This is a genomic window from Stenotrophomonas sp. CS3K5, assembly GCF_059515225.1.
The window spans coordinates 120,506-142,922 of sequence record NZ_JCAKRX010000010.1 but is presented as its reverse complement, the minus strand read 5'-3'; the positions used below and the strand labels follow the sequence as shown (position 1 = coordinate 142,922).

Below are 22,417 nucleotides of genomic sequence, written 5' to 3'. Positions count from 1 at the left end.
TGGCGACCTGCCGGCTGCAACGCGGGCATTTTGACCGGATTATGTCTGCTGCCATATTCCGGCGGGCCGGTCACCGGCAAAAAAAGACCGGGGCATGCCCCGGTCCAGTGTGCCGATCAGCCCTGCAGGCGCTGCAGCAGGGAGGCCTTGTCCAGGCTCTCGGCTTCGCTGGCGCGGCGCGAACGGTACTCGTAGGTACCTGCAGCCAGGCCTCGTTCGCTGACCACCACGCGGTGCGGAATACCGATCAGTTCCATGTCGGCGAACATCGCGCCCGGGCGCAGGCCACGGTCATCGAGCGCCGCATCCAGGCCGGCGTCGCGCAGTTCCTGCAGCAGGCTGGCCGCCGCTTCGGCCACCGCAGCGTCACCCTTCGGGTTGATCACGCACACCACCACCTGCCACGGCGCCATCGCGTCCGGCCAGATGATGCCGGCATCGTCATGGTTCTGTTCAATTGCGGCAGCCACCACGCGCGAGATGCCGATGCCATAGCACCCCATCGCCATCACCGCGGCCTTGCCGTTCTCGTCCAGCACGGTGGCATCGAGTGCTTCGGCGTACTTGCGGCCGAGCTGGAACACGTGGCCGACTTCGATGCCGCGGGCGATCTTCAGTTCGCCACCGTCCAGCGCCCGGTCACCGGCACGCACGTTGCGGATGTCGGCCACTTCCGGTTCCGGCAGATCGCGGCCCCAGTTGACGCCGGCCAGGTGGAAGCCAGCTTCGTTGGCGCCGACGACGAAGTCGGACATCGCCGCCACTTCGCGATCGGCGACCACGCGGATGACCTTGGCCGGGGCGACCGGGCCGAGGAAGCCGGGCACGCTGCCCAGGTACTCGGCGATCTCCGCTTCGCTGGCGAAGCGCTGTTCGTCCAGACCGGCCACCTTGGCCAGCTTGATCTCGTTGACCTCATGGTCGCCGCGCACCAGCACCAGCACGAACTGCTGCGCCTGGCCTTCGCCGGCGACCAGCGCCACCGACTTCACGGTGCGCTGCAGGTCGATGCCGAGCAGGGCGGCGACGTCCTCGCAGGTCTTCTGGGTGGGCGTGTCGACCTTGCGCATGGCTTCGGTGGCGGCCGCACGCGGCGCCGGATCGGCCGCGATCGCCGCTTCCATGTTGGCCGCGTAATCCGAGCCGGTGGAGAACACCAGTGCGTCTTCGCCGGAATCGGCGATCACGTGGAATTCCTGCGAGGCATCGCCGCCGATCGCACCGGAATCGGCCTGCACCATGCGGAAGTCCAGGCCCAGGCGGGTGAAGATGCGGCTGTAGGCCGACTTCATGTTTTCGTATTCGCGCACCAGGCATTCATCGTGCAGGTGGAACGAATAGGCGTCCTTCATCAGGAACTCGCGCGAACGCATCACGCCGAAGCGCGGGCGGATCTCGTCGCGGAACTTGGTCTGCACCTGGTAGAAATTCACCGGCAGCTGCTTGTAGCTGGACAGCTCGCTGCGCGCGAAGTCGCAGGCGGCTTCCTCGGCGGTCGGGCTGTAGCAGAACACCTGGTCCTTGCGGTCCTTGATCTTCAGCAGCTGCGGGCCGAACTTCTGCCAGCGCCCGGTCTGCTCCCACAGTTCCTTCGGCTGGATGGTGGGGATCTGGAATTCCACCGCGCCGGCACGGTCCATTTCCTCGCGCACGATGCGTTCGACCTTGCGCAGCACGCGCAGGCCCAGCGGCGACCAGGTGTACAGGCCGGAGGCGAGCTTGCGGATCATCCCCGCGCGCAGCATCAGCCGGTGGCTGGTCAGCTCGGCGTCGCTGGGGGTTTCCTTGGTGGTGTGCAGGTGGAACTGGGAGAGGCGCATCGTCGGCTTCGGATAACGGCAGAGACGCCTATTCTGCCAGCCCGGCCGGGGTGGGGGGTACTGGCAGGGCTGCACCCTGCACCCGCCTCAAGCAACGTCAACTGCAACTGCCGAAGCAACGGCAAAGGCGGGTTTACTGGTGGCTGCCGGGGTGGGTCCGGTTGCGGGGGACGCCGTAAATACGTCCCTGTAGGCTCGGTCGCGCCATCCATGGCGCTCACGCCCCCGCAACCGGACCCACCCCGCCTTCGACGGTTTTCCGCGATCTGTCGCCCTTTTGTAGAGCCGAGCCATGCTCGGCTTTTCGATCAATTCTCGAAATATTCGATTTCCATGGAGATTCATCCACGCATGGCGTGGATCTACCACCGCCACCAGGAACCTGTCGGAGGTGGGGTGGTGTGGGCTGGCAGGACCGTTGGCGCCATGGATGGCGCCATCGAGCCCCCATGGAAGGGTTTACGGCGTGTCCTGCCAGCCCACACCGCCCCGCCAAACCCACAGAAAGCCCATAGCCGGCTGTTGCCGTTGCCGTTGCTTGAAGCAGGTGCAGGGCTGCAAGCCCTGCCGATACCCTCACTCCGCCGGGCAGTACGCCTTGATGGCCGCTTCCGCCAACCCCTTCTGCGCGCTGCGCTGTTCCGGGGTCAACGCGGTATCGGGCTTGCCGTCGCCATCGGTGTCGTGCATCACCTGGCCGGTGCCTTCCAGCAGGGCCAGGTTGGCGCGGGCGGTACTGCACGGCTCGGGCACCGGCGCGGCCGGAGCCTCGGCGCTGGCCGCGGCCTGGGGGCTGCGGGCCTGCTCACGGATCTCATACTTCCTGCCCGCCGGAGGGGTCTCCGAGTACTGCGTAACGCCATTGGCGTCCTTCCACTTGTACACCGGGCCGGCCACGGCGTTGGCACTGGCCAACAGCAGCAGGCATCCAAGGCTGGACAGGGCACGCATGGCAAACTCCGCAGAATGGGCGTAGAACGCCGATTGCAGCATTGGCGCCGACGGCTGGCAAGTCGATTAAACTGGATTCCATGGACCCGATCACACCGCCGCCGCGCTCGCGCACGATTTACCTGCTGCCCAACCTGTTCACCACGGCCGGCCTGTTCGCGGGCTTCTACGCGATCATCGCTGCCGCCAACGGCGATTTCGTCAACGCCAGCATTGCGGTGTTCGTGGCCGCAGTGATGGATGGGCTGGACGGGCGTGTGGCGCGCCTGACCGGTACCAGCAGCGAGTTCGGCGTGCAGTACGACTCGCTGGCCGACCTGGTCAGCTTCGGCATGGCGCCGGCGCTGGTGATGTACCACTGGTCGCTGTCGTGGCTGAAGTTCGATGACCCGTTGCTGGGCCGCGTCGGCTGGGCGGTGGCATTCCTGTATGCCGCGTGCGCGGCCCTGCGCCTGGCCCGGTTCAACACCCAGGTGGCGGTGGTCGACAAGCGCTGGTTCGTCGGCCTGGCCAGCCCGGCCGCGGCCGGCCTGATGATGTCCTTTGTCTGGGCTTTCGCCGACGGCAATCTGGGTTGGGATGGCAATCAGCTGCGCTACGTCGCGCTGGCGGTGACCCTGGTCGCCGCGCTGCTGATGGTCAGCCGTATCCGCTTCTGGAGCTTCAAGGGCGGTGCCGCCAAGGACGGTCGTGCTGAGCGCGTGCCGTTCCTGGTGCTGGCGCTGGTGCCGGTGGCCATCGCCATCGCGGTGATCGACCTGCCGCGCGTGCTGTTCGCGGTCGGCATCCTGTACGCCCTGTCCGGCCCGGTGATGTGGGCCGTACAACGCCTGCGCAAGAAGTCCGAGGCCGCGTGAGCCAGGATCTGCCCGTGCTGTGGTCGCCGGCCCAGCAGGCCTGGCTGCAGGCCATGGGCTACACCGTCTACCACGACGGCCAGCTGGCTGCCGAGCTGGATGCCGCGCTGCAGCTGAGCGTGGCCAACGCCGAAGCCCGCGCTGCGCCGTCGGCCGGACCCGCCCACGTGGACGATGCGGCCCATGAGCGCCATGGCGGCGCCGCACCTGCGGCGCGCCCGGAACGCCCGGCACCGCCGCGTCGCGAGCCTCCGGTCACCGCGCCGGATACCGCAGCGGCCACGGCACGTCCGTTGCCCAGCGGCAACGCCCGGCAACCGGTGGTGCGCCTGCCGGACCGGCTGCAGATCGCCTTGCTGCGTGCGTCGGGCTGCAACCCGAACGACCCGGCCACCCAGGCGCTGATGGACAGCTGGCCGCTGGACCAGCTGCGCCACGATCCGGCCGCCAAGCGTGCGCTGTGGCCGCAGCTGCGTGCCCTGCGCAAGCGGGGGGCAGCATGAGTGCGGTCAGCCAGCCGGGGCCGGTGCGCCTGCGCGCGCTGCGCGAGAGCGATCTCAATGCGGTGATGGCGATCGAGCTGCGTGGTTATCCGTTTCCTTGGACCCGCGGCATCTTCATCGACTGCCTGCGCGCCGGCTATCCCGGCCTGGCGATGGAGCGCGACGGTCAGCTGATCGGCTACGGCGTGCTCAGCCTCGCCGCCGATGAGGCGCACGTGCTGAACATCTGCATCGATCCGCTGGCGCAATCGCGTGGCCTGGGTCGCCAGCTGCTGCGCGCGCTGGTCCAGCTGGCCCGTGATCGGGGCGCGCAGCGGGTGTTCCTTGAGGTGCGCCCGTCGAACACGCCGGCATTGGCGCTGTACCACAGCGAAGGCTTCAACGAGATCGGCCGCCGGCCGCGCTATTACCCGGCCGCACAGGGGCGGGAGGACGCGGTGGTGATGGCCATCGAACTGGTCGGCGACGACCTGCAGGCGATGCCGCCGCTGTAACGGGGAAGGGGTGCCGGCCCGGGGGCGGCACTACTGCGCTCGCCGGGCACGGCCCGGCGCTACCGTTACGCCAACCGCAACGCCAATACGCCGCTCACGATGAGCGACGCTGCCAGCCAGCGCGCGCGCGGAATGCGTTCGCGCAGCAGGAACACCGAGATCAGCAGCGCGAACAGGATCGAGGATTCGCGCAGCGCCGAGACCATGGCCACCGGTGCCTGGGTCATGGCCCACAAGGCCATCGCATAGGAGGCCGTGGTGCCGACGCCACCGGCCAGTCCCAGCGGCCAATGCTGCCGCGCATAGTCCAGCACCGCGCCGCCGCGCGTGTACAACGCCCACAGCGGCAGCGGAATGCCCGACAGCAGGAACAGCCACAACGTGTAGCTGAGCGCGTTGCCGGACTGGCGTGCGCCCTGCGCATCGACCAGGGTGTAGGTGGCAATCATCGCGGCGGTCAACAGCGGCAGGCGCAGTTGACCGCCCCGTGCACCCAGTGCCATGCACAGGATGCCGGTACTGACCAGCAGCACGCCCAGCCAGGCCGCCGGTGGCAGCCGTTCGCCGAGCAGGGTGCCCGCCAGCGCGACCAGGATCGGCGCACTGCCACGCATCAGCGGATAGGCCAGGCTCATGTCGACCTGCTGATAGCAGCGTGCGACCAGGCCGTAGTAGGTCACCTGCAGCAGCACCGATGCGCCCAGCCAGGGCCAGCTGTGCGCGGCGGGAAACGGCAGGAAGGGCAGGGCGGCGGCCGACAGCAGCGCAGCGCTGCCGGTAACCAGCACGGTGCCGAGGAACTTGTCCGGCCCGCGCTTGACGATCGCATTCCAGCTGGCATGCAGTGCCGCCGCGGCGAGAACCAGCAGGAAGATCGAAAGAGGCATCGGGCGATGATGCCATGCGGGGGAAATGGAAACGCCGGGCATCGCCCGGCGTTTCCGATTCCGCGGTGGTAGGTGCCAACCTTGGTTGGCGCGCACCAGAGCGTGGCGTTACAGCTTCGCGCGCTGCTCGCGCAGGCCGGCCAGCTGGGTGTTCCAGTCGGCCAGGCGCACACGCTCCTGCTCGACCACGGCCGGCGGCACCTTGTCGGTGAACCTGGCCAGCTTGGTCTCGCTCTTCTCCTTCTCTGCTTCGACGCGGGCGATTTCCTTGTCCAGGCGCGCACGCTCGGCATCGAGATCGACCAGACCTTCCAGCGGCACCAGCAGCTTCAGCTCGCCGACGATCGCCGCAGCGGCCGGCGGTGCGCTTTCACCCTCGGCCAGCCACTGGATGCTGTCCAGCTTCAGCAGGAACGACAGCGAGGCACTGAAGCGTTCGATGCGCACGCGGTCCAGCTCGAGGCCCGCCTGCAGGCGCAGCGGCACCAGCTTGGACGGGGCGACATTGAGTTCACTGCGCACGCGGCGCACGGCACTGATGGCCGCCTTCAGCCACTCCACGTCGGCCTCGGCCTGGGCGAAGTCGCCGGCGAATTCGTCGGCGGTCGGGTACGGGCGCAGCGACAGCGTGGTCGCGGCCAGGCCCAGACGCGGCGCCAGCTGCTGCCACAGCTGTTCGGTGATGAACGGGGTCAGCGGATGCAGCAGGCGCAGCAGCGCTTCGAGCACGTAGAGCAGGGTGTGGCGGGTGCTTTCGGCGTCGGCGGCGTCGGCACCGTTCAATGCCGGCTTGCTCAGTTCCAGGAACCAGTCGCAGAACTCGTTCCAGGCGAACTCGTACAGGCACTGCGCCAGCAGGTCGAAGCGGTAGTTGGCGTAGTGGCCCTGCGCTTCGGCCGACACCGCCGCCAGGCGCGCCAGGATCCAGCGCTCGGCGTCGGTGCGCGGCGTCGGCACGCCAGTGAATGCGGCGCCCTCGGTGTTCATCAGGGCGAAGCGGCTGGCATTCCACAGCTTGTTGCAGAAGTTCTTGTAGCCCTCGGCGCGGTTCATGTCGAACTTGATGTCGCGGCCGTGGGTGGCCAGCGCGGCGATGGTGAAGCGCAACGCATCGGCACCGTGGGCAGCGATGCCGTCCGGGAATTCCTTGCGGGTGGCCTTCTCGATCTTCTCCACCATCTTCGGCTGCATCAGGCCGCCGGTACGCTTGGCGACCAGGTCGTCGATGCTGATGCCGTCGATGATGTCCAGCGGGTCGAGCACGTTGCCCTTGCTCTTGGACATCTTCTGGCCCTGGCCGTCGCGGATCAGGCCGGTGAAGTAGACGTGCTTGAACGGGATCTTCCCGACCAGGTTGTCGGTGGCCATGATCATGCGCGCCACCCAGAAGAAGATGATGTCGAAGCCGGTGATCAGCACCGACGACGGCAGGTAACGGTCGAAGCCGCGCTCGGCCATGGCCTGTTCGTTCGGCCAGCCCAGGGTGGAGAACGGCCACAGCTGCGAGGAGAACCAGGTCTCCAGCACGTCGCTTTCCTGGTTCAGCACCACGTCGCTGCCGAGGTTGTGCTTGGCGCGTACTTCCGCTTCGCTGCGACCGACGTAGCAGCTGCCGGTGGCGGCGTCGAACCACGCCGGAATGCGGTGGCCCCACCACAGCTGGCGGCTGATGCACCAATCCTGGATGTTGTTCATCCAGTGGCGGTAGGTGTTGATCCAGTTCGGCGGCACGAAGGCGATGGTTCCGTCTTCGACCAGTTCCAGACCGCGCTTGGCCAGGTCGTCCATCTTCACGAACCACTGGTCGGTCAGGTACGGCTCGATCACCTGGCCGGTACGGTCGCCGCGCGGCACCTGCAGCTTGTGCGCGCGGGTCTCGACCAGAATGCCAAGGTCTTCCAGCTCGGCCAGCACCGCCTTGCGCGCGGCGTAGCGGTCCAGTCCCTGGAAGCGTTCGGGCGCGTTTTCATTCAGCGCCGCCACCGGGGTGAACAGGTTGATCATCGGCAGGCTGTGGCGCACGCCGACTTCATAGTCGTTGAAGTCGTGCGCCGGGGTGACCTTGACCACGCCGGTGCCGAAGGCACGGTCCACGTAGTCGTCGGCGATCACCGGCACGCGGCGGCCGGTCAACGGCAGCACCACCTGCTTGCCGATCAGGTGCACATAGCGCTCGTCTTCCGGATGCACCATCACCGCCGTATCACCCAGCAGGGTTTCCGGGCGGGTGGTGGCCACCACCAGGTAGTGGCGGGTCTCGCGCAGGGTTTCCACGCCGTCGGCATCGCGCTCGACGTGCTCGTAGCTCAGGCCGTCATCGAGCGTGTAGGCGATCGACCACAGGAAGCCGTCTTCCTCGGCGCTCTCCACTTCCAGGTCGGAAATGGCGGTCTTCAGCACCGGGTCCCAGTTGACCAGGCGCTGGCCACGGTAGATCAGGCCCTGCTCGTACCAGCGCACGAAGGCTTCGTTCACCGCGGCCGACGGCTGCGGGTCCATGGTGAAGGTGCTGCGCGACCAGTCGGCGGAGGTGCCGAGGCGGCGCATCTGGCGCTCGATGGTGTCGCCGGACTGCTGCTTCCACTCCCAGACCTTGCCGATGAAGCCTTCGCGGCCCAGCGAATCGCGGGTCTCGCCCTTGCCTTCCAGCGCCAGGTTGCGGCTGACCACCATTTCGGTGGCGATGCCGGCGTGGTCGGTACCGACCTGCCACAGCGTGTCGTAGCCACGCATGCGGTGGTAGCGCACCAGCGCATCCATCAGGGTCTGCTGGAAGGCATGGCCCATGTGCAGGGTGCCGGTCACGTTCGGCGGCGGCAGCAGGATGGTGTACGGCTCGCCCGTGCCGGACGGCTTGAAGTGGCCGGCCTTCTCCCAGGCCTCGTAGAGGTCGGTCTCGAAGGACTTCGGGTCGTAGCTGGAGGCGAGTTGGGTCATGCGGGGGAACCGGTAATCAAGGCGGAAGGGAGATCAGCGCGACCCGAGGGCGCGCCGGATCTTCTGGTCGGTGTGGTACTGGCTGACCGCATAGGCGGCCCAGATGGCGGCGGGCAGCCAGCCGATCAGGGTGATCTGCAGGATCAGGCAGACGATCCCGGCCAGCGGTCGGCCGATGGTGAAGAAGGACAGCCAGGGAAGGATCAGGGCGATCAGCAGGCGCATCAAGGGGGTCCTCGCGGGGCTTACATGTCGTGCTTGTTCAGGTCGTAGCCGGCGGCCTTGTACTGGCGCCAGCGCTCGCGCAGCGGTTCGCGCGCTTCCGGATCGGCCGGGACCACTTCCAGCACGCGCTCGCACTGGCCCAGCCAGGGCTCATCGCGCAGGTTGATCACCAGCGGGCGCGCCGGCGCATCGGTGCCGGGCACGGCGATCAGCACCAGCGCCTCTTCCTCGTCCATGTCTTCGCCGGCGATCTGGTGCGGGATGTAGGCATCGTTGTCGAACGCCCACAGCAGCTCGTCCAGTTCCTCAGCCTGGGCCTGGTCGCGGGCCAGCACCAGGGTGAACAACCCGGCGTCGTTGGCCTTGCGCGCCAGCTCGCAGACCAGGCGCAACGGCTCGGTCAGGAAGCGGGGCTTGGCGATCAGGTAGAAGTCGGCGCGGGGCATGGCAGGGTCCGGGTCAGGCAGGGGCCCGGTCGTGCCGGGCGAGGCCCTGGCCGGCGGTTGCCGGCCAGGGTCGGGTACGGCATCAGGCGCGGGCGGCCTGGTCCAGCAGCCACTGGCTCAGCAGGCCGACCGGGCGGCCGGTGGCCATGCCACGCTTGCCTTCATCGCTGGCCACGCCGGCAATGTCCAGGTGGGCCCAGCGCTGGCCTTCGGCAAAGCGCGACAGGAAGCAGCCGGCGGTGATCGCACCAGCCCAGCGGCCGCCGATGTTGTAGACGTCGGCGAAGCTCGAATCCAGCATCGGCTGGTACTCGTCCCACAGCGGCAGGCGCCAGGCGCGGTCGAACACGTGCTCGCCGGCGGCCAGCAGCTCGTTGGCCAGGTCGTCGTGCTTGCTCATCAGGCCGGCGGTCTGGTGGCCGAGGGCGACCATGCAGGCACCGGTCAGGGTGGCCACGTCGACCAGGGCCTGCGGCTCGAAGCGCTGCGCGTAGGTCAGCGCGTCGCACAGGATCAGGCGGCCTTCGGCGTCGGTGTTGCCCACTTCGATGGTCTTGCCCGACATCGAGGTGATCACGTCGGACGGACGATAGGCGTTGCCATCGATGGCGTTTTCCACCGCCGGCACCACCACCACCAGGTTCAGCGGCAGCTTGGCCTTGACCGCAGCGACGAAGGTGCCGATGACGTTGGCGCCACCGCACATGTCGTATTTCATCTCTTCGATGCCGCCCTGGGTCTTCAGGTTGACGCCACCGGTATCGAAGGTGATGCCCTTGCCGACCAGCACATAGGGCTTGGCGTCGCCTGCACCGGTCCACTTCAGCACCACCAGGCGCGGGCGGTTGGCCGAACCACGGGCCACGGCCAGCAGCGAGCCCATGCCCAGCGCTTCCATCTGGTGCTCGTCGAGGATCTCGGCTTCGGCGCCGTCGTGCTCGCCGGCGAACTTCACGCCCACTTCGGCCAGGTAGGCCGGGGTGCAGTAGTTCGGCGGCAGGTTGCCCAGCTCGCGGGCGAACTCGACACCGGCGGCGATGGCCTGGCCCTGGGCCAGCGCCTGCGCGTCGTCACCGGCGATGGCCAGCTGGGTCAGACCGGCGTCGTCGGCCTTCTTCTTGCCCAGGGTGGCGGTGTAGCGGTAGGCGGCGTGATCGGCGGCGATCACCGCCTGGCGGATGGCCCAGGCCGCGTCGCGGTCCTTGATCGCCACCTCGGACAGGGTGAACAGCGCGCTGCGGGTGGCGCCGGCCTTCAGCGCGCGCACGGCGTCGCCCACGGCCTTCAGGTACTGCGGCACGCCGAAGCGGGCGGCGTCGCCCAGGCCGACCACCAGCACGCGCGCGGCGCTCACGCCCGGCAGGTCGTGCAGCAGGGTGGTGGCGCCGGTCTTGCCGGACAGGTCGCCACGCTGGGCCAGGGCGGCCAGGCGGCCACCGCTGGCGGCGTCCAGGGCCTGTGCGGCCGGGGTCAGGGTATGGTCGGCATAGGCGCCAACCACCAGGCAATCAACGGTGGCGGCGGCCGGAGCAACGTGGTTCAGGGTGAATTCGAGGGCCATTGAGCAGATTCCATTGGCGAGTCCGTACAATCGCAGGCCGTTTACGCCCAGACAGTAGACTGGGCGGCACCGCGAACGAACCCCAGAGTTTAAACCACCGCCCCATGCTGAAGCTCGACCGATACCTGCTGGGCGATTTCGTCCAGAGTTTCCTGGCTACCCTGATCGTCCTGCTGGTGGTCAGCGTGGGCGGCGTGCTGGTGGACATCCTCGGCAACATCGCCGACGGACGCCTGCCGGCCAAGCTGCTGTTCTCGCAGCTTGGCCTGCAGTTCATCGCCTACCTGCCGCTGATCCTGCCGCTGGCGCTGATGCTGGGCCTGCTGCTGGCCATCGCCCGGCTGTACCGCGACTCGGAAATGGCGGTCATCACCGCCATTGGCGTGGGCCCCAAGCGCCTGCTGCGGCCGCTGCTGATGCTGGTGGTGCCGGTGGTGCTGCTGGTCGGCGCCTGCTCGCTGTGGCTGGGGCCCTGGGCCGGGCGGGTGGCCGAGCAGATGATCATCGAGGCCAACCGCAGCGTGCTGATGGCCGGGCTGGAGCCGGGCCGCTTCACCCCGCTGCCCAATGGCGGGGTGGTCTACCTGTCCTCGATCTCGCCCGATGGCACCCAGCTGGGCAAGGTGTTCCTGCAGCGGCAGAAGGATGACCGCCTGGAAGTGGTGTCGGCCAACGGCGGCCGCATGTATTTCGAGGGCACCCGCCAGCGCTTCCTGGAGCTGGATGACGGCCACCAGGTGGAAGGGCCCGCGGCCGGTGGGCTGGACTACCGGCTGGCGACCTTCGCCCGCAACGACGTGGCCCTGCCCGATGGCGCACAGGCCCGCACCGAGGATGATCCCGAACTGATGCCGACCCTGCAGTTGATCGGAGATGCGCGGCCGCAGGCGCAGGCACAGCTGCACCGCCGCCTGGCGCCGCCGTTGATCGCGCTGGCGTTTGCCCTGCTGACCGTGCCGCTGGGCCGCAGCTCGCCGCGCCAGCAGCGCTATGGACGCATGATGCTGGCCCTGATGGCCTACATGGTGGGCACCAACCTGATGTTCATCGGCAGCGGCTGGATCGCCAACGGCAAGATCCCGGCCGCGCTCGGCCTGTGGTGGCTGACCCTGCCGCTGCTGGCGCTGGCAATCTGGATGTATGCACGTGATGGCCGCCTGGGCCGCCCGAAGGGAGCCCGCGCATGAGGCTGCGCCCGATGCGTTTCGACCTGTACCTGGGGCGTTCGGTGTTCACCACCGTGCTGCTGACCTGGGCGGTGCTGGTGGGCCTGGACGTGGTGATGGCCTTCTCCGGCGAATTCAAGGACATCGGCAAGAACGGCTACACGCTGGGCCACGCTGCGGCCTGGGTGCTGTACACCGTGCCGCGCCGTGCCTACACCTTCTTCCCGACCGCTGCGGTGATCGGCTCACTGATGGGCCTGGGCCAGCTGGCGGCGACCTCGGAGCTGACCGCGCTGCGCGCGCTGGGCCTGTCGCGCAAGCGCCTGAGCGTATCGGTGGCGATCGCCCTGTCGCTGCTGACCGCCGTGATGGTGCTAAGCGCCGAGACGCTGGGGCCGTGGGGCCAGGACCGCGCCGATGCGCTGAAGACCAGCGCCAAGTGGGGGCTGGATATCTCGACCACCCGCTATTCCGGGCTGTGGGCACGCGAAGGCGATACCTTCCTCAATGCGCAGAGCGGCGAGGAGCAGCTGGTCGGTGACAAGGGAACGCGGTTGATCCTGCGCGACGTGCGCCTGTACCGCGTCGCCGAGGACGGCCAGATCGCCTCGTTGACCCACGCCGCCACGGTTGAGCACGACAAGGATGGCTGGGTGCTGACCGGGGTGCGCCGCGATACGTTCGGCGAACGCTCGGCCACCCGCCAGGAAGTGGCACGTGAACCGTGGAACTCGAAGCTGGACCCGGCCGCGCTGGCGACCGGCATCGCCAAGCCGCGCAACCTCAGCGTGTCCGAGCTCAGCACCAGCATCGCCTACCGGCAGCGCAACGGGCTGGACGCGCGCGATTTCGAGGACGTGTACTGGAGCCGCTGGTTCTACCCGGTAAACGTGCTGGCGCTGTGCCTGGCCGCCGTGCCGTTCGCGTTCGGATCGCTGCGCAGTGGCGGCATGGGCAAGCGCCTGTTCCTGGGCATCCTGTTCGCGCTGGGCTTCTGGTTGCTGCAGCTGTTCTTCGGCCGCATGGCCGGCGCGTTGAAATTCGATTACCGCATTGCCTATGCGCTGCCGCCGATCGTGATGCTGGCGGTGTCCGGGTTGCTGTTCCGGCGCAAATCGGGCTGATCCAGGTTGTTGTAGAGCCGAGCCCATGCTCGGCTGATGCGCTGTGAGCGAAACGCAGTCGAGCATGGCTCGGACTCCACAGATCGTGCATCACCGCTTCGGCGTGCGCACCAGGCGGGTACCGCTGGCGCGGTCGTGCCAGGTCAGGTGCTGGCGATCAAGCCACGCCCACCAGAATCCCAGCCCGCCCAGCAGCAGCGACAACGTGCCCACCGCGAAACGCAGCCACAGCTGCGCGCGCTTCAAGGGCGTGCCATCGCTTGATTCCAGCTTCAGGCGCCAGGGACGCATGCCCAGCGTCTGCCCGCCACGGCGCCAGCTGGCCGTGGCGTACCACCCGGTCACGGCCCAGCACACTGCCCACAGCAGCCATTGCCAGGCGCTGAACGGTGCGATGTTCTCGCGCTGGGCATGGCCGCTGAAGGTGTAGCCCAGGGTGAACAGCGTGCCGGCCAGCATCCACAGGGCCAGCACCGGCAACGCGTCATAGACCATCGCCAGCATGCGCCACAGCAGCAACGCACGTGGGCGGGGCATCTCGGTGGTGGCCGCAGCGGCGGCCTCGGGGGCAGGGCGGGACATGCGCCGAGCATACGCAATGCTGGCCGCATCCGCAGTCGCGCTCGTATCCTGCACGCATGGCTCTTGTTTCCACCCCCGCCGAACGCCGCCAGCTGGTGCAGCAGCTGCCGGAACTGCGCGCCGACGACAGCACGCGCATCCAGCGATTCCTCGATGCGATCTGGGCCGAGAACGGCCTGGCCCGCGCCACCCTCGACAGCTACCGGCGCGACCTGGAGGGCCTGGCGCGCTGGATGGATGGGCGCGATGGCGGGCTGGCCGGCATCGAACGTCCCGGCCTGTTCGACTACCTGGCCTGGCGTACCCGTCATGGCTGGTCGCCGCGCAGCAACGCGCGCCTGCTGTCGGCACTGCGCGCGTTCTTCGCCGACGGCGTGCGTCGTGGCGAGCGCAGCGAAGACCCCAGCGCACTGCTCGATCCGCCGAAGCTGCCGCGGCTGTTGCCCAAGGCGCTGGCCGAAAGCCAGATCGACGCATTGCTGGCCGCGCCGGACATCGACGATCCGCTGGGCCTGCGTGACCGCGCCATGCTGGAACTGATGTACGCCGCCGGCCTGCGCGTGAGCGAACTGGTGCTGCTGCCGGCCACCGCCGTCAACCTGCGCCAGGGCGTGCTGCGGGTCACCGGCAAGGGCAGCAAGGAACGGTTGGTGCCGCTGGGCGAGGAATCACAGCATTGGCTGGAGCGTTACCTGCAGCAGTCTCGACCGCAGCTGGTCGGCAAGGGCAAGGTACAGGCCTTGGCGGATGGGCAGACCCCGCTGTTTGTCGAAGCGACGTTGCATGCGCTGACGCGGCAGGCGTTCTGGCATCTGGTCAAGCGATACGCGCAGATTGCCGGTATCGACCCGGTGCGGATCAGCCCGCATGGCCTGCGCCACAGTTTCGCCACCCACCTGCTCAATCGGGGCGCCGACCTGCGCGCGCTGCAGATGCTGCTGGGCCACAGTTCGCTGTCCACCACCCAGATCTACACCCTGGTGGCGCGCGAGCATCTGCAGAAGCTGCACGCCCGCCATCATCCGCGCGGCTGAGCGAGGGCCTGAACCCTGCCTTGCGCCGTGCCCGGCGTCGCGGCCCGACTGCGGTGGCTGTGTCAGAATCCGGGGTCTTCTTCTGTCGCGGACCGTTCCATGCTTCGATTTGCCATCGCCGCCGTGTTCGGTGCGCTCAGCCTGACTGCCTGTGCCCAGCCGGCCCCGCCGGCCGCCAAGGCACCCACCGCCGCACCGGCCAAGGCCAGCCCGGCCGCCAACGGTTCGGCCGACCAGGCCGTGCGTGCCGCGCTGACCGCGCTCAACCCCGGCTTCGAAGTGGACTACATCGGTGCCGCGCCGTTCCCCGGTTTCCGCGAGGTGGTGGTCTCCGGCCAGCTGCTGTACGTATCCGATGATGGCCGCTACCTGTTCCAGTCGCAGCCCTACGACACCCGTGCCAAGGGCCCGGCCAACAGCGAGGGCCTGCTGGGCTATCGCCGCAGCCTGCTGGCCAAGGCCAACCACGGTGATCGCATCGTGTTCGCCGCGCCGAACGCCAAGTACACCATCAGCGTGTTCACCGATATCGAATGCGGCTATTGCCGCAAGCTGCACCAGGACATCGCCGAACTCAACCGCAGCGGCATCACCGTTGAATACCTGGCGTTCCCGCGCATGGGCCTGGGCAGCAAGGACTACACCGACATGATTTCGGTCTGGTGCGCCGCCGACCGCCGCCAGGCGCTGACCAACGCCAAGCGCGGTGGCAGCGTGCCGGCCAGGAACTGCACCAACCCGGTGGCGATGCAGTACGCACTGGGCCAGCAGCTGGGCGTGAACGGCACGCCGGCGATCTTCGCGCCCGATGGCACCCAGCTGGGTGGCTACCTGCCGCCGGCACAGCTGCGCGCTGCGCTGGAAAAGCTGTCGGCCAAGCGCTGACCGTCGCCGATCTTTTTCTGTAGCGCCGAGCCCATGCTCGGCTGCGGGAACATCAGCCGAGCATGGGCTCGGCGCTCCAGGCGGGAAGCCGGGGATGCGTGTCGCATCCCCGGCTTTTTTCCTTACTTCAGGCCATCACTGACCGCCTTGGTCAGCGTGCCCTGCGCATCGTCACCACTGAACTCCCAGACGAACGCGCCGCCCAGGCCCTGGGTCTTCACATAGCCCATCTTGCGGGTGATGTTGGCCGGGGTGTCGAAGCTCCACAGCGTGCTGCCGTTGTAGATCCAGGTGGCACCGGCGGTGTTGTCGGTGTAGCCCGGCCACGCCAGGTTCTTCAGCACCTTCCAGTCTTCGATGCCGGCCTCATACGTGCCCGGCGCGGCGCCGCTGGCGGTCTGGTACAGGCCATTGTTGGCGTTGGCCACGCCGGTCCAGCCACGCCCGTAGTAGCCGATGCCCAGGTTGAGCTTGGCGGCGGGCACGCCACGGCTGATGAAGGCCTCGATGGCGTCGTTGCTGTTGTACAGCTTCTGGTCGCCGGTGGACGGATCATTCGGCGAATCGAACAGTGCCGACTGGTGATTGGTCTTCGCATCCCACGCGCCGTGGAAGTCGTAGGTCATCACGTTGATGTAGTCCAGGTACGGGTGGTACGCGGCCGGATCGGTGACGCGGATCTTGTCGATGCCGGCACCCACCGCCACCGTCAGCAACAGGCCCGGACGCACCGCATCGAGCTGGCGGCGGAACTCGGCCATCAGCGCGGTGAAGTTGGCGTTGTCTTCCGGCTTGCCGCATTCGATGCCGCAGGCCACCGGGTATTCCCAGTCGATGTCGATGCCGTCGAACACGCCCAGCGCCGCACCGGCACCACCGGCACCGTCGGTCACCGGCAGGTTGCCCTTGATGTAGGCATCGATGCACGAGGCAACGAAGGCCTGGCGGTTTTCCGGGCGCGCCGCGCTGGAGAAGCCGCGCGACCAGGTCCAGCCACCCAGCGAGATCAGCACCTTCATGCCCGGGTACTTGGCCTTGAGCTGCTTGAGCTGGTTCCAGTTGCCGCGCAGCGGCTGGTCCCAGGTATCGGCGCTGCCGCTGACGCTCTCGGCGGCGCTGAACGCCTTGGTGTAGTCGGCGAAGGCATCGCCACCGGCACCGCTGTTCGGATCCGACGGCTGGGTGATGCCCACTTCGCAGCGGTTGTTGCGCACGTTGCCGAAGGCGTAGTTGATGTGGGTCAGGCGTGCGGCCGAACCGCTGCTGTCGATGTTCTTGACCCGGTAGTTGCGGCCGTAGATGCCCCACTGGGTGAAGTAGCCGATGACCCGCTTGCCGGTGGTGCCACCGTCGCCGGCCAGCGTGGTGGCGCTGATCTCGGTGCCCTGGGCCGACGCATTGCCGGCGTTGTCGCGGGCGCGCACGCGGTAGCGGTAGGTGGTCGATGCGGTCAGCCCGCCATCGACGTAGCTGGCACTGGAGGGCGAGCCGACCAGGCTGCCGTTGCGGTACACGTCATAGCCGGCCACGCCGCTGCCGCCGGTGTTGTCGGTGGACGGGCTCCAGCTGAGCGCGATGCTGTTGGCGGTCCGCGTTCCCACCGCCAGCCCACCCGGCACGCTGGGCGCGGTGGTATCGCCACCGGCGGCGTTGACGGTGATGGTGATGGTCGCGGTGCTGCTGGTGGCGTTGTCGTTGTCGGTGGCCACCGCGCGCAGGGTGTGGCTGCCGGCGCTGGCATTGGTCCAGCTGGCCGCGTACGGCGCACTGGTGGCCACGCCCAGCGTGCTGCCGTCGCGGAAGAACTCGACCTTGGCGACGCTGCCGTCGGGATCGCTGGCGTTGGCGGTCACGTTGACCGTGCTGCCGGCGCTGAAGGTGGCGCCGTTGGCCGGCGAGGTCAGGCTGACCACCGGCGGCTGGTTGGTGCCGCCGCCATCACAGGCGCCGAGGTTGGTGTAGTAGGGCGCACCGGCCGGATGGTCCGGTGGCGCGTTCCAGATGTCCTGGTTCGCCCGATAGAGGACGCCTCCTTTCTGCAGGGTATCGCCGGCCCGGTAGATCTTGGCCTGGTCCCACTGGGCCACGCCGGCACAGCTGGCGGCCTGCGCCAGTCCGGGCAGGGCCGCGGCACCGGCGGCCACGGCAAGCAGCCAGGCCAGGCGGCGGGGACGACAGTTTCGGGTCGCACGTTCGGCACTGCGCACAATCGGGTCGTACATGGGTAAGTCTCCGATCAAAGGGCGCGCGGGCCCCGATGGCGCCGCGCGTGACGCAGGTCCGGGCGTCGCCCGGGAAGGCGACGGAGGGGGCGGACGGGGTACCTGGGAGGCCGGGGAGAGAGTCCGGCGCCAGGTGGGGACAACGTTGTCATCAATTGTGTGGTCAATCCGTGAGCAAGCGCATGGTTCGAGGATTCAGGCGGAAAGCGGCGCTGCGCGCGGTCGGCGGCCATCGGCGGAGCCCCTCGTGGCTGGGGCTTTCCGCGAACAGCGGGTTTCTGGAGGTTGGCCGGGTGGGTGGGCGGCGCAGGGGACGCCGTGAATACGTCCCTGTAGGCTCGGGCGCGCCATCCATGGCGCTTACGCCCCTTCGCAGCCCACCCACCCGACCACGGACAGGTTCCTGCGCGGCCGGCCACGGAGGACAGAACAGAAAATCAAAAGCAAAAGCCGGTCGCTGCGCTCTTCAATGCCTGACTTCTGAAATTTCCTGGTTGCCGGCCAGCGGCCGGCACTACCGGGGAGCATCCACGCGTGGCGGCAGATCGCGGAAATCTGTCGGGGCGGGGTGGTGGGGGCCAGCAGGACCGTTGGCGCCATGGATGGCGCCATCGAGCCCCCATGGACGGGTTTACGGCGTGTGGCCCCCACCACCCCGCCATCCCACGGGAACCCAGCTTTTGCCTGGGCCGTTGCTGTTGTCGTTGCCCTGGCTTCGGCGGGTGCCGGGCGCCGCCCGGCCAAAGCCCTTCCCTCGCTTCCGGTACAATGTCGGGCCCGTTTCCCAACTACGGTTCCCCGGACATGATGGTCCTCGAGGGCGCGCCCGCCCTGTCGCCGTTCCGCCGCGAACGTCTTGAATCCCGCCTGCAGTCCATCGCGCCCTCCCTGCGCATCAGCGGTGCCTGGCACGTCTACTTCGTGCAGACCGAAGGTGCCGCCGCCCCCGACCTGACCACCCTGTGCCGCATCCTCGAGGCTGCGCCGCAGGCGCAGGCCGTGGCCGACGGTGCGGTCAGCCGCATCGTGGTGCCGCGCCTGGGCACGCTGTCGCCGTGGTCGAGCAAGGCCACCGAACTGGTCCGCGGTGCCGGCCAGCCGGTCAGCCGGGTCGAGCGTGGCCTGCGCATCGACGTGCAGGGCTGGCCAGCCGATGCCGCCGCCCAGCAGGCGCTGGTCAAGGCGCTGCACGATCCGATGACGCAGTCGGTGCTGGAAACGGTCGAACAGGGCCAGGCGCTGTTCTCGGCGCCGGCGCGGGGTGAGCTGGAACGCGTGCCGGTGGACCAGCTGGAGGCCGCCAACCAGCGCCTCGGCCTGGCCATGGCCCAGGACGAGATCGACTACCTGCGCGAACGCTTCACCGCGCTGGGTCGCTCACCGTCGGATGTGGAACTGATGATGTTCGCGCAGGCCAACTCCGAGCACTGCCGGCACAAGATCTTCAACGCCAGCTGGACCATCGACGGCCAGGAACAGGACCGTTCGCTGTTCCGGATGATCAAGAACACCCACCAGCAGACACCGCAGCACACGCTCAGCGCGTACAGCGACAATGCGGCGGTGATCGAAGGCCATCCGGCCTCGCGCTATCGCCCGGACCCGGCCAGTGGCGAATACCGCCGCGAGCCGCAGGTGCCCAGCGCGTTCCAGATCAAGGTGGAAACGCACAACCACCCGACCGCGATCGCGCCGTTCCCGGGCGCCTCGACCGGTGCCGGTGGCGAGATCCGCGACGAAGGCGCGACTGGCCGCGGTGGCAAGCCCAAGGCCGGCCTGACCGGCTTCTCGGTCTCGCACCTGCGCATTCCCGAACTGCCGCAGCCGTGGGAAGCGCCGCGTGCGCTGAACCCGCGCATGGCGCCGGCGCTGGAAATCATGACCGACGGCCCGCTCGGCGGCGCCGCGTTCAACAACGAGTTCGGCCGCCCGAACCTGCTCGGCTACTTCCGCAGCTTCGAGCTGCCCGAAGGCGCCGATCTGGTCCGCGCCTACGACAAGCCGATCATGCTGGCCGGTGGCCTCGGCGCCATCGATCGCATCCAGGTCGACAAGATCCAGCTGCAGGCCGGTGATGCGGTCATCGTGCTCGGTGGCCCGGCCATGCTGATCGGCCTCGGCGGCGGTGCCGCCAGTTCGGTGGCCTCCGGCGAAAGCGCCGAGGACCTGGACTTCGCCAGCGTGCAGCGCGACAACCCGGAGATGGAACGTCGCTGCCAGGAGGTCATCGACCGCTGCGTGGCGATGGGGGCCAACAACCCGATCAAGTTCTTCCACGACGTCGGCGCCGGTGGCCTGTCCAACGCCATCCCCGAACTGCTGCACGATTCGAGCGTGGGCGGTGTCATCGACCTGGGCAAGGTTCCCACCGATGATCCGTCGCTGTCGCCGATGCAGCTGTGGTGCAACGAATCGCAGGAACGCTACGTGCTGGGCGTGGCCCAGGAACGCCTGGCCGAGTTCGCCGCGCTGTGCGCGCGCGAGCGCTGCCCGTTCGCTGCGGTCGGCGTGGCCACCGCCGAGGAACACCTGGTGGTTGCCTACGGCGCCGTGCCCGGCCACACCCCGGCCGACGCGCCGATCGACCTGCCGATGGACGTGCTGTTCGGCAAGCCGCCGAAGATGCACCGCGACACCGCGCACCCGCCGGCCCCGCGCTGGCCGGCGCTGAAGACCGGCGGCCTGGATCTGCACGAAGCGGGCCTGCGTGTGCTGGCGCACCCGACGGTGGCCTCGAAGAACTTCCTGGTCACCATCGGTGACCGCAGCGTCGGCGGCTTGACCGCACGCGAACAGATGGTCGGCCCGTGGCAGCTGCCGGTAGCCGACGTGGCAATCACCGTGGCCGACTTCGACGGCGTGGCCGGCGAAGCCATGTCGATCGGCGAGCGCACCCCGCTGGCCCTGCTCGATGCCGCTGCATCGGCGCGCATGGCGGTGGGCGAAGCACTGACCAACCTGTGCGCGGCGCCGGTGGATGCGTTGGATGAGATCAAGTTGTCGGCGAACTGGATGGCCGCGGCCGGCCACCCGGGCGAAGACGCGCTGCTGTACGACGCGGTGAAGGCGGTGGGCATGGAGCTGTGCCCGCAGCTGGACATCAGCATCCCGGTGGGCAAGGACTCGCTGTCGATGCAGGCGCAGTGGCACGACCAGGGCGAGGCGCACAAGAGCGTGTCGCCGGTGTCGCTGGTGATCTCGGCGTTCGCGCCGGTGCTCGACGTGCGCCAGCAGCTGACCCCGCTGCTCGACCGTGACGTGGACAGCGAGCTGTGGCTGATCGGCCTCGGCGCCGGCAAGCAGCGCCTGGGCGGTTCGATCCTGGCCCAGGTGCATGCCGATCACGGTGACCTGCCGGCGTTCGCCGGTGCCGCGCCGGACCTGGACGATCCGCAGCGCCTGCGTGCCTTCTTCGAACTGATCCGCGATGCGCGCCAGTCCGGCCTGCTGCTGGCCTACCACGACCGCAGCGATGGCGGTGCCTTCGCCGCGCTGTGCGAGATGGCCTTCACCTCGCGCATGGGCCTGGACATCACCCTCGATGCCTGGGGCGATGATCCGTTCCGCAGCCTGTTCAATGAAGAGCTGGGTGCAGTGGTGCAGATCGCACGCGAAGACCGTGCCGCCTTCGCCGACCTGGTCGAGCGCCATGCACTGACCGAATGCGCACAGCGCATTGCCAGGCCGACCACTGCACCGGTGGTGCGCGTGTCGCTGGCCGGCGAGAACCTGGCCGAGTGGCGCTGGGACGCGCTGTTCGATGCCTGGTGGTCGGTCACCCACGCCATGCAGAAGCGCCGCGACAACCCGGAAAACGCCGATGCCGAACGCGAGGTCGCGCGCGCCTTCAATGCGCCCGGCCTGAAGCCCAAGCTCAGCTTCGATATCAATGAAGATGTCGCCGCGCCGTTCATCAGCACCGGTGCGCGCCCGCGTGTGGCGGTGCTGCGCGAGCAGGGCGTCAACGGCCAGATCGAAATGGCCAACATCTTCGAACGTGCCGGCTTCCGCGCCTTCGACGTGCACATGAGCGACCTGATCGAAGGCCGCGTGGCCCTGCAGGACTTCACCGGCCTGGTTGCCTGCGGTGGCTTCAGCTACGGCGATGTGCTGGGTGCCGGCCGCGGCTGGGCCACCTCGATCCTGGAACGCAGCACGCTGCGTGACGCCTTCGCCGCGTTCTTTGCGCGTGAGGACAGCTTCGCGCTGGGCGTGTGCAACGGCTGCCAGATGATGAGCCAGCTCAAGGGCATCATCCCCGGTGCCGAGCACTGGCCGCAGTTCCGTCGCAACGCCAGCGAGCAGTTCGAAGCGCGTACCGCACTGCTGGAAGTGGTGGAATCGCCCTCGATCCTGCTGCGTGGCATGGCCGGTTCGCGCCTGCCGGTGGCGGTGGCGCATGGCGAAGGCCAGGCCGTGTTCGACAACGCGGTCGACCAGGCCACGGCGCGTGTCGCGCTGCGCTACATCGATGGCCACGGCAACGTGGCCAGCCAGTACCCGCTGAACCCGAACGGTTCACCGGACGGCATCACCGGCCTGACCAGCACCGACGGCCGCGTCACCATCATGATGCCGCACCCGGAACGCACCCCGCGCGCGCTCAACCTGAGCTGGGCACCGGCCGAGTGGCAGGGCGATTCGCCGTGGATGCGCATGTTCCGCAACGCACGGGTCTGGTGCGGCTGATCGCGCAACCGACAATGCCTGTGCGTATGGGAAA

The 22,417-nt window shown here is 68.4% G+C and carries 17 protein-coding genes; 8 read left to right on the top strand and 9 right to left on the bottom strand.

The window, feature by feature from the left end; all coding sequences use genetic code 11:
* Positions 1-116: 116 nt before the first annotated feature.
* Positions 117-1,820: a proline--tRNA ligase gene (locus AC5YGJ_RS15300; RefSeq protein ID WP_496187034.1), complete on the bottom strand. Its 1,704-nt coding sequence runs from the start codon at positions 1,818-1,820 to the stop codon at positions 117-119.
* Positions 1,821-2,396: 576 nt separating this feature from the next.
* A complete protein-coding gene (locus tag AC5YGJ_RS15295; RefSeq protein WP_496187033.1) occupies positions 2,397-2,771 on the bottom strand; it encodes a DUF4124 domain-containing protein in 375 nt (124 codons plus the stop codon).
* An 80-nt stretch (positions 2,772-2,851) separates the two neighbouring features.
* On the opposite strand from AC5YGJ_RS15295, the gene pssA reads away from it, so the two are divergent.
* Genes pssA through rimI form a run of 3 tightly spaced genes read left to right on the top strand, consistent with a single transcriptional unit; the run spans position 2,852 to position 4,625 of the window.
* Positions 2,852-3,628, top strand: a complete 777-nt coding sequence (pssA, locus tag AC5YGJ_RS15290) for a CDP-diacylglycerol--serine O-phosphatidyltransferase (RefSeq protein ID WP_249841984.1) — start codon at positions 2,852-2,854, stop codon at positions 3,626-3,628.
* Positions 3,625-4,131, top strand: coding sequence for a hypothetical protein (locus tag AC5YGJ_RS15285; protein ID WP_496187032.1), 507 nt, complete (start codon positions 3,625-3,627; stop codon positions 4,129-4,131). Before pssA ends, AC5YGJ_RS15285 begins: the two co-directional genes overlap by 4 nt.
* Positions 4,128-4,625 carry a ribosomal protein S18-alanine N-acetyltransferase gene (gene rimI / locus AC5YGJ_RS15280; protein WP_107232268.1) on the top strand — a complete coding sequence of 166 codons (498 nt, stop codon included), beginning with the start codon at positions 4,128-4,130 and terminating at the stop codon, positions 4,623-4,625. Before AC5YGJ_RS15285 ends, rimI begins: the two co-directional genes overlap by 4 nt.
* A gap of 65 nt (positions 4,626-4,690) precedes the next feature.
* On the opposite strand, the gene AC5YGJ_RS15275 is transcribed toward rimI, so the two are convergent.
* The 5 genes from AC5YGJ_RS15275 to AC5YGJ_RS15255 all read right to left on the bottom strand — a co-directional run bounded on the left by AC5YGJ_RS15275 (position 4,691) and on the right by AC5YGJ_RS15255 (position 10,681).
* Positions 4,691-5,512 (bottom strand): EamA family transporter, encoded by an 822-nt coding sequence (locus AC5YGJ_RS15275; RefSeq protein WP_309336175.1) that lies wholly within the window; start codon positions 5,510-5,512, stop codon positions 4,691-4,693.
* Positions 5,513-5,620: 108 nt separating this feature from the next.
* On the bottom strand, positions 5,621-8,449 hold the full coding sequence (locus AC5YGJ_RS15270) for a valine--tRNA ligase (protein ID WP_496187031.1): 2,829 nt from the start codon (positions 8,447-8,449) through the stop codon (positions 5,621-5,623).
* 33 nt (positions 8,450-8,482) lie between these two features.
* On the bottom strand, positions 8,483-8,674 hold the full coding sequence (locus AC5YGJ_RS15265) for a YqaE/Pmp3 family membrane protein (RefSeq protein WP_014035920.1): 192 nt from the start codon (positions 8,672-8,674) through the stop codon (positions 8,483-8,485).
* 20 nt (positions 8,675-8,694) lie between these two features.
* Positions 8,695-9,120 (bottom strand): DNA polymerase III subunit chi, encoded by a 426-nt coding sequence (locus tag AC5YGJ_RS15260; protein WP_014645876.1) that lies wholly within the window; start codon positions 9,118-9,120, stop codon positions 8,695-8,697.
* An 82-nt stretch (positions 9,121-9,202) separates the two neighbouring features.
* Entirely contained in the window at positions 9,203-10,681 is a 1,479-nt protein-coding gene (locus AC5YGJ_RS15255) for a leucyl aminopeptidase (protein WP_249841980.1), read from the bottom strand.
* A gap of 104 nt (positions 10,682-10,785) precedes the next feature.
* On the opposite strand from AC5YGJ_RS15255, the gene lptF reads away from it, so the two are divergent.
* Together lptF and lptG are read left to right on the top strand one after the other, a co-directional pair.
* Entirely contained in the window at positions 10,786-11,868 is a 1,083-nt protein-coding gene (gene lptF / locus AC5YGJ_RS15250; protein ID WP_249841979.1) for an LPS export ABC transporter permease LptF, read from the top strand.
* Positions 11,865-12,971, top strand: coding sequence for an LPS export ABC transporter permease LptG (gene lptG / locus AC5YGJ_RS15245; protein WP_107232273.1), 1,107 nt, complete (start codon positions 11,865-11,867; stop codon positions 12,969-12,971). The genes lptF and lptG overlap by 4 nt, the downstream gene beginning before the upstream one ends.
* A gap of 90 nt (positions 12,972-13,061) precedes the next feature.
* Here lptG and AC5YGJ_RS15240 read toward each other — a convergent pair whose 3' ends face one another.
* Positions 13,062-13,553, bottom strand: coding sequence for an RDD family protein (locus AC5YGJ_RS15240; RefSeq protein ID WP_496187030.1), 492 nt, complete (start codon positions 13,551-13,553; stop codon positions 13,062-13,064).
* A gap of 56 nt (positions 13,554-13,609) precedes the next feature.
* Between AC5YGJ_RS15240 and xerD the strand changes: the two genes are divergently transcribed.
* Together xerD and AC5YGJ_RS15230 are read left to right on the top strand one after the other, a co-directional pair.
* Entirely contained in the window at positions 13,610-14,587 is a 978-nt protein-coding gene (gene xerD, locus AC5YGJ_RS15235) for a site-specific tyrosine recombinase XerD (RefSeq protein WP_249841977.1), read from the top strand.
* 99 nt (positions 14,588-14,686) lie between these two features.
* Positions 14,687-15,472: a DsbC family protein gene (locus AC5YGJ_RS15230; protein WP_496187029.1), complete on the top strand. Its 786-nt coding sequence runs from the start codon at positions 14,687-14,689 to the stop codon at positions 15,470-15,472.
* Positions 15,473-15,594: 122 nt separating this feature from the next.
* Here AC5YGJ_RS15230 and AC5YGJ_RS15225 read toward each other — a convergent pair whose 3' ends face one another.
* Positions 15,595-17,694 (bottom strand): glycosyl hydrolase family 18 protein, encoded by a 2,100-nt coding sequence (locus tag AC5YGJ_RS15225; RefSeq protein ID WP_496187028.1) that lies wholly within the window; start codon positions 17,692-17,694, stop codon positions 15,595-15,597.
* A gap of 804 nt (positions 17,695-18,498) precedes the next feature.
* Between AC5YGJ_RS15225 and purL the strand changes: the two genes are divergently transcribed.
* Complete coding sequence (gene purL, locus AC5YGJ_RS15220; protein WP_496187027.1) at positions 18,499-22,383, top strand: phosphoribosylformylglycinamidine synthase; 3,885 nt, start codon at positions 18,499-18,501, stop codon at positions 22,381-22,383.
* Positions 22,384-22,417: the final 34 nt, after the last annotated feature.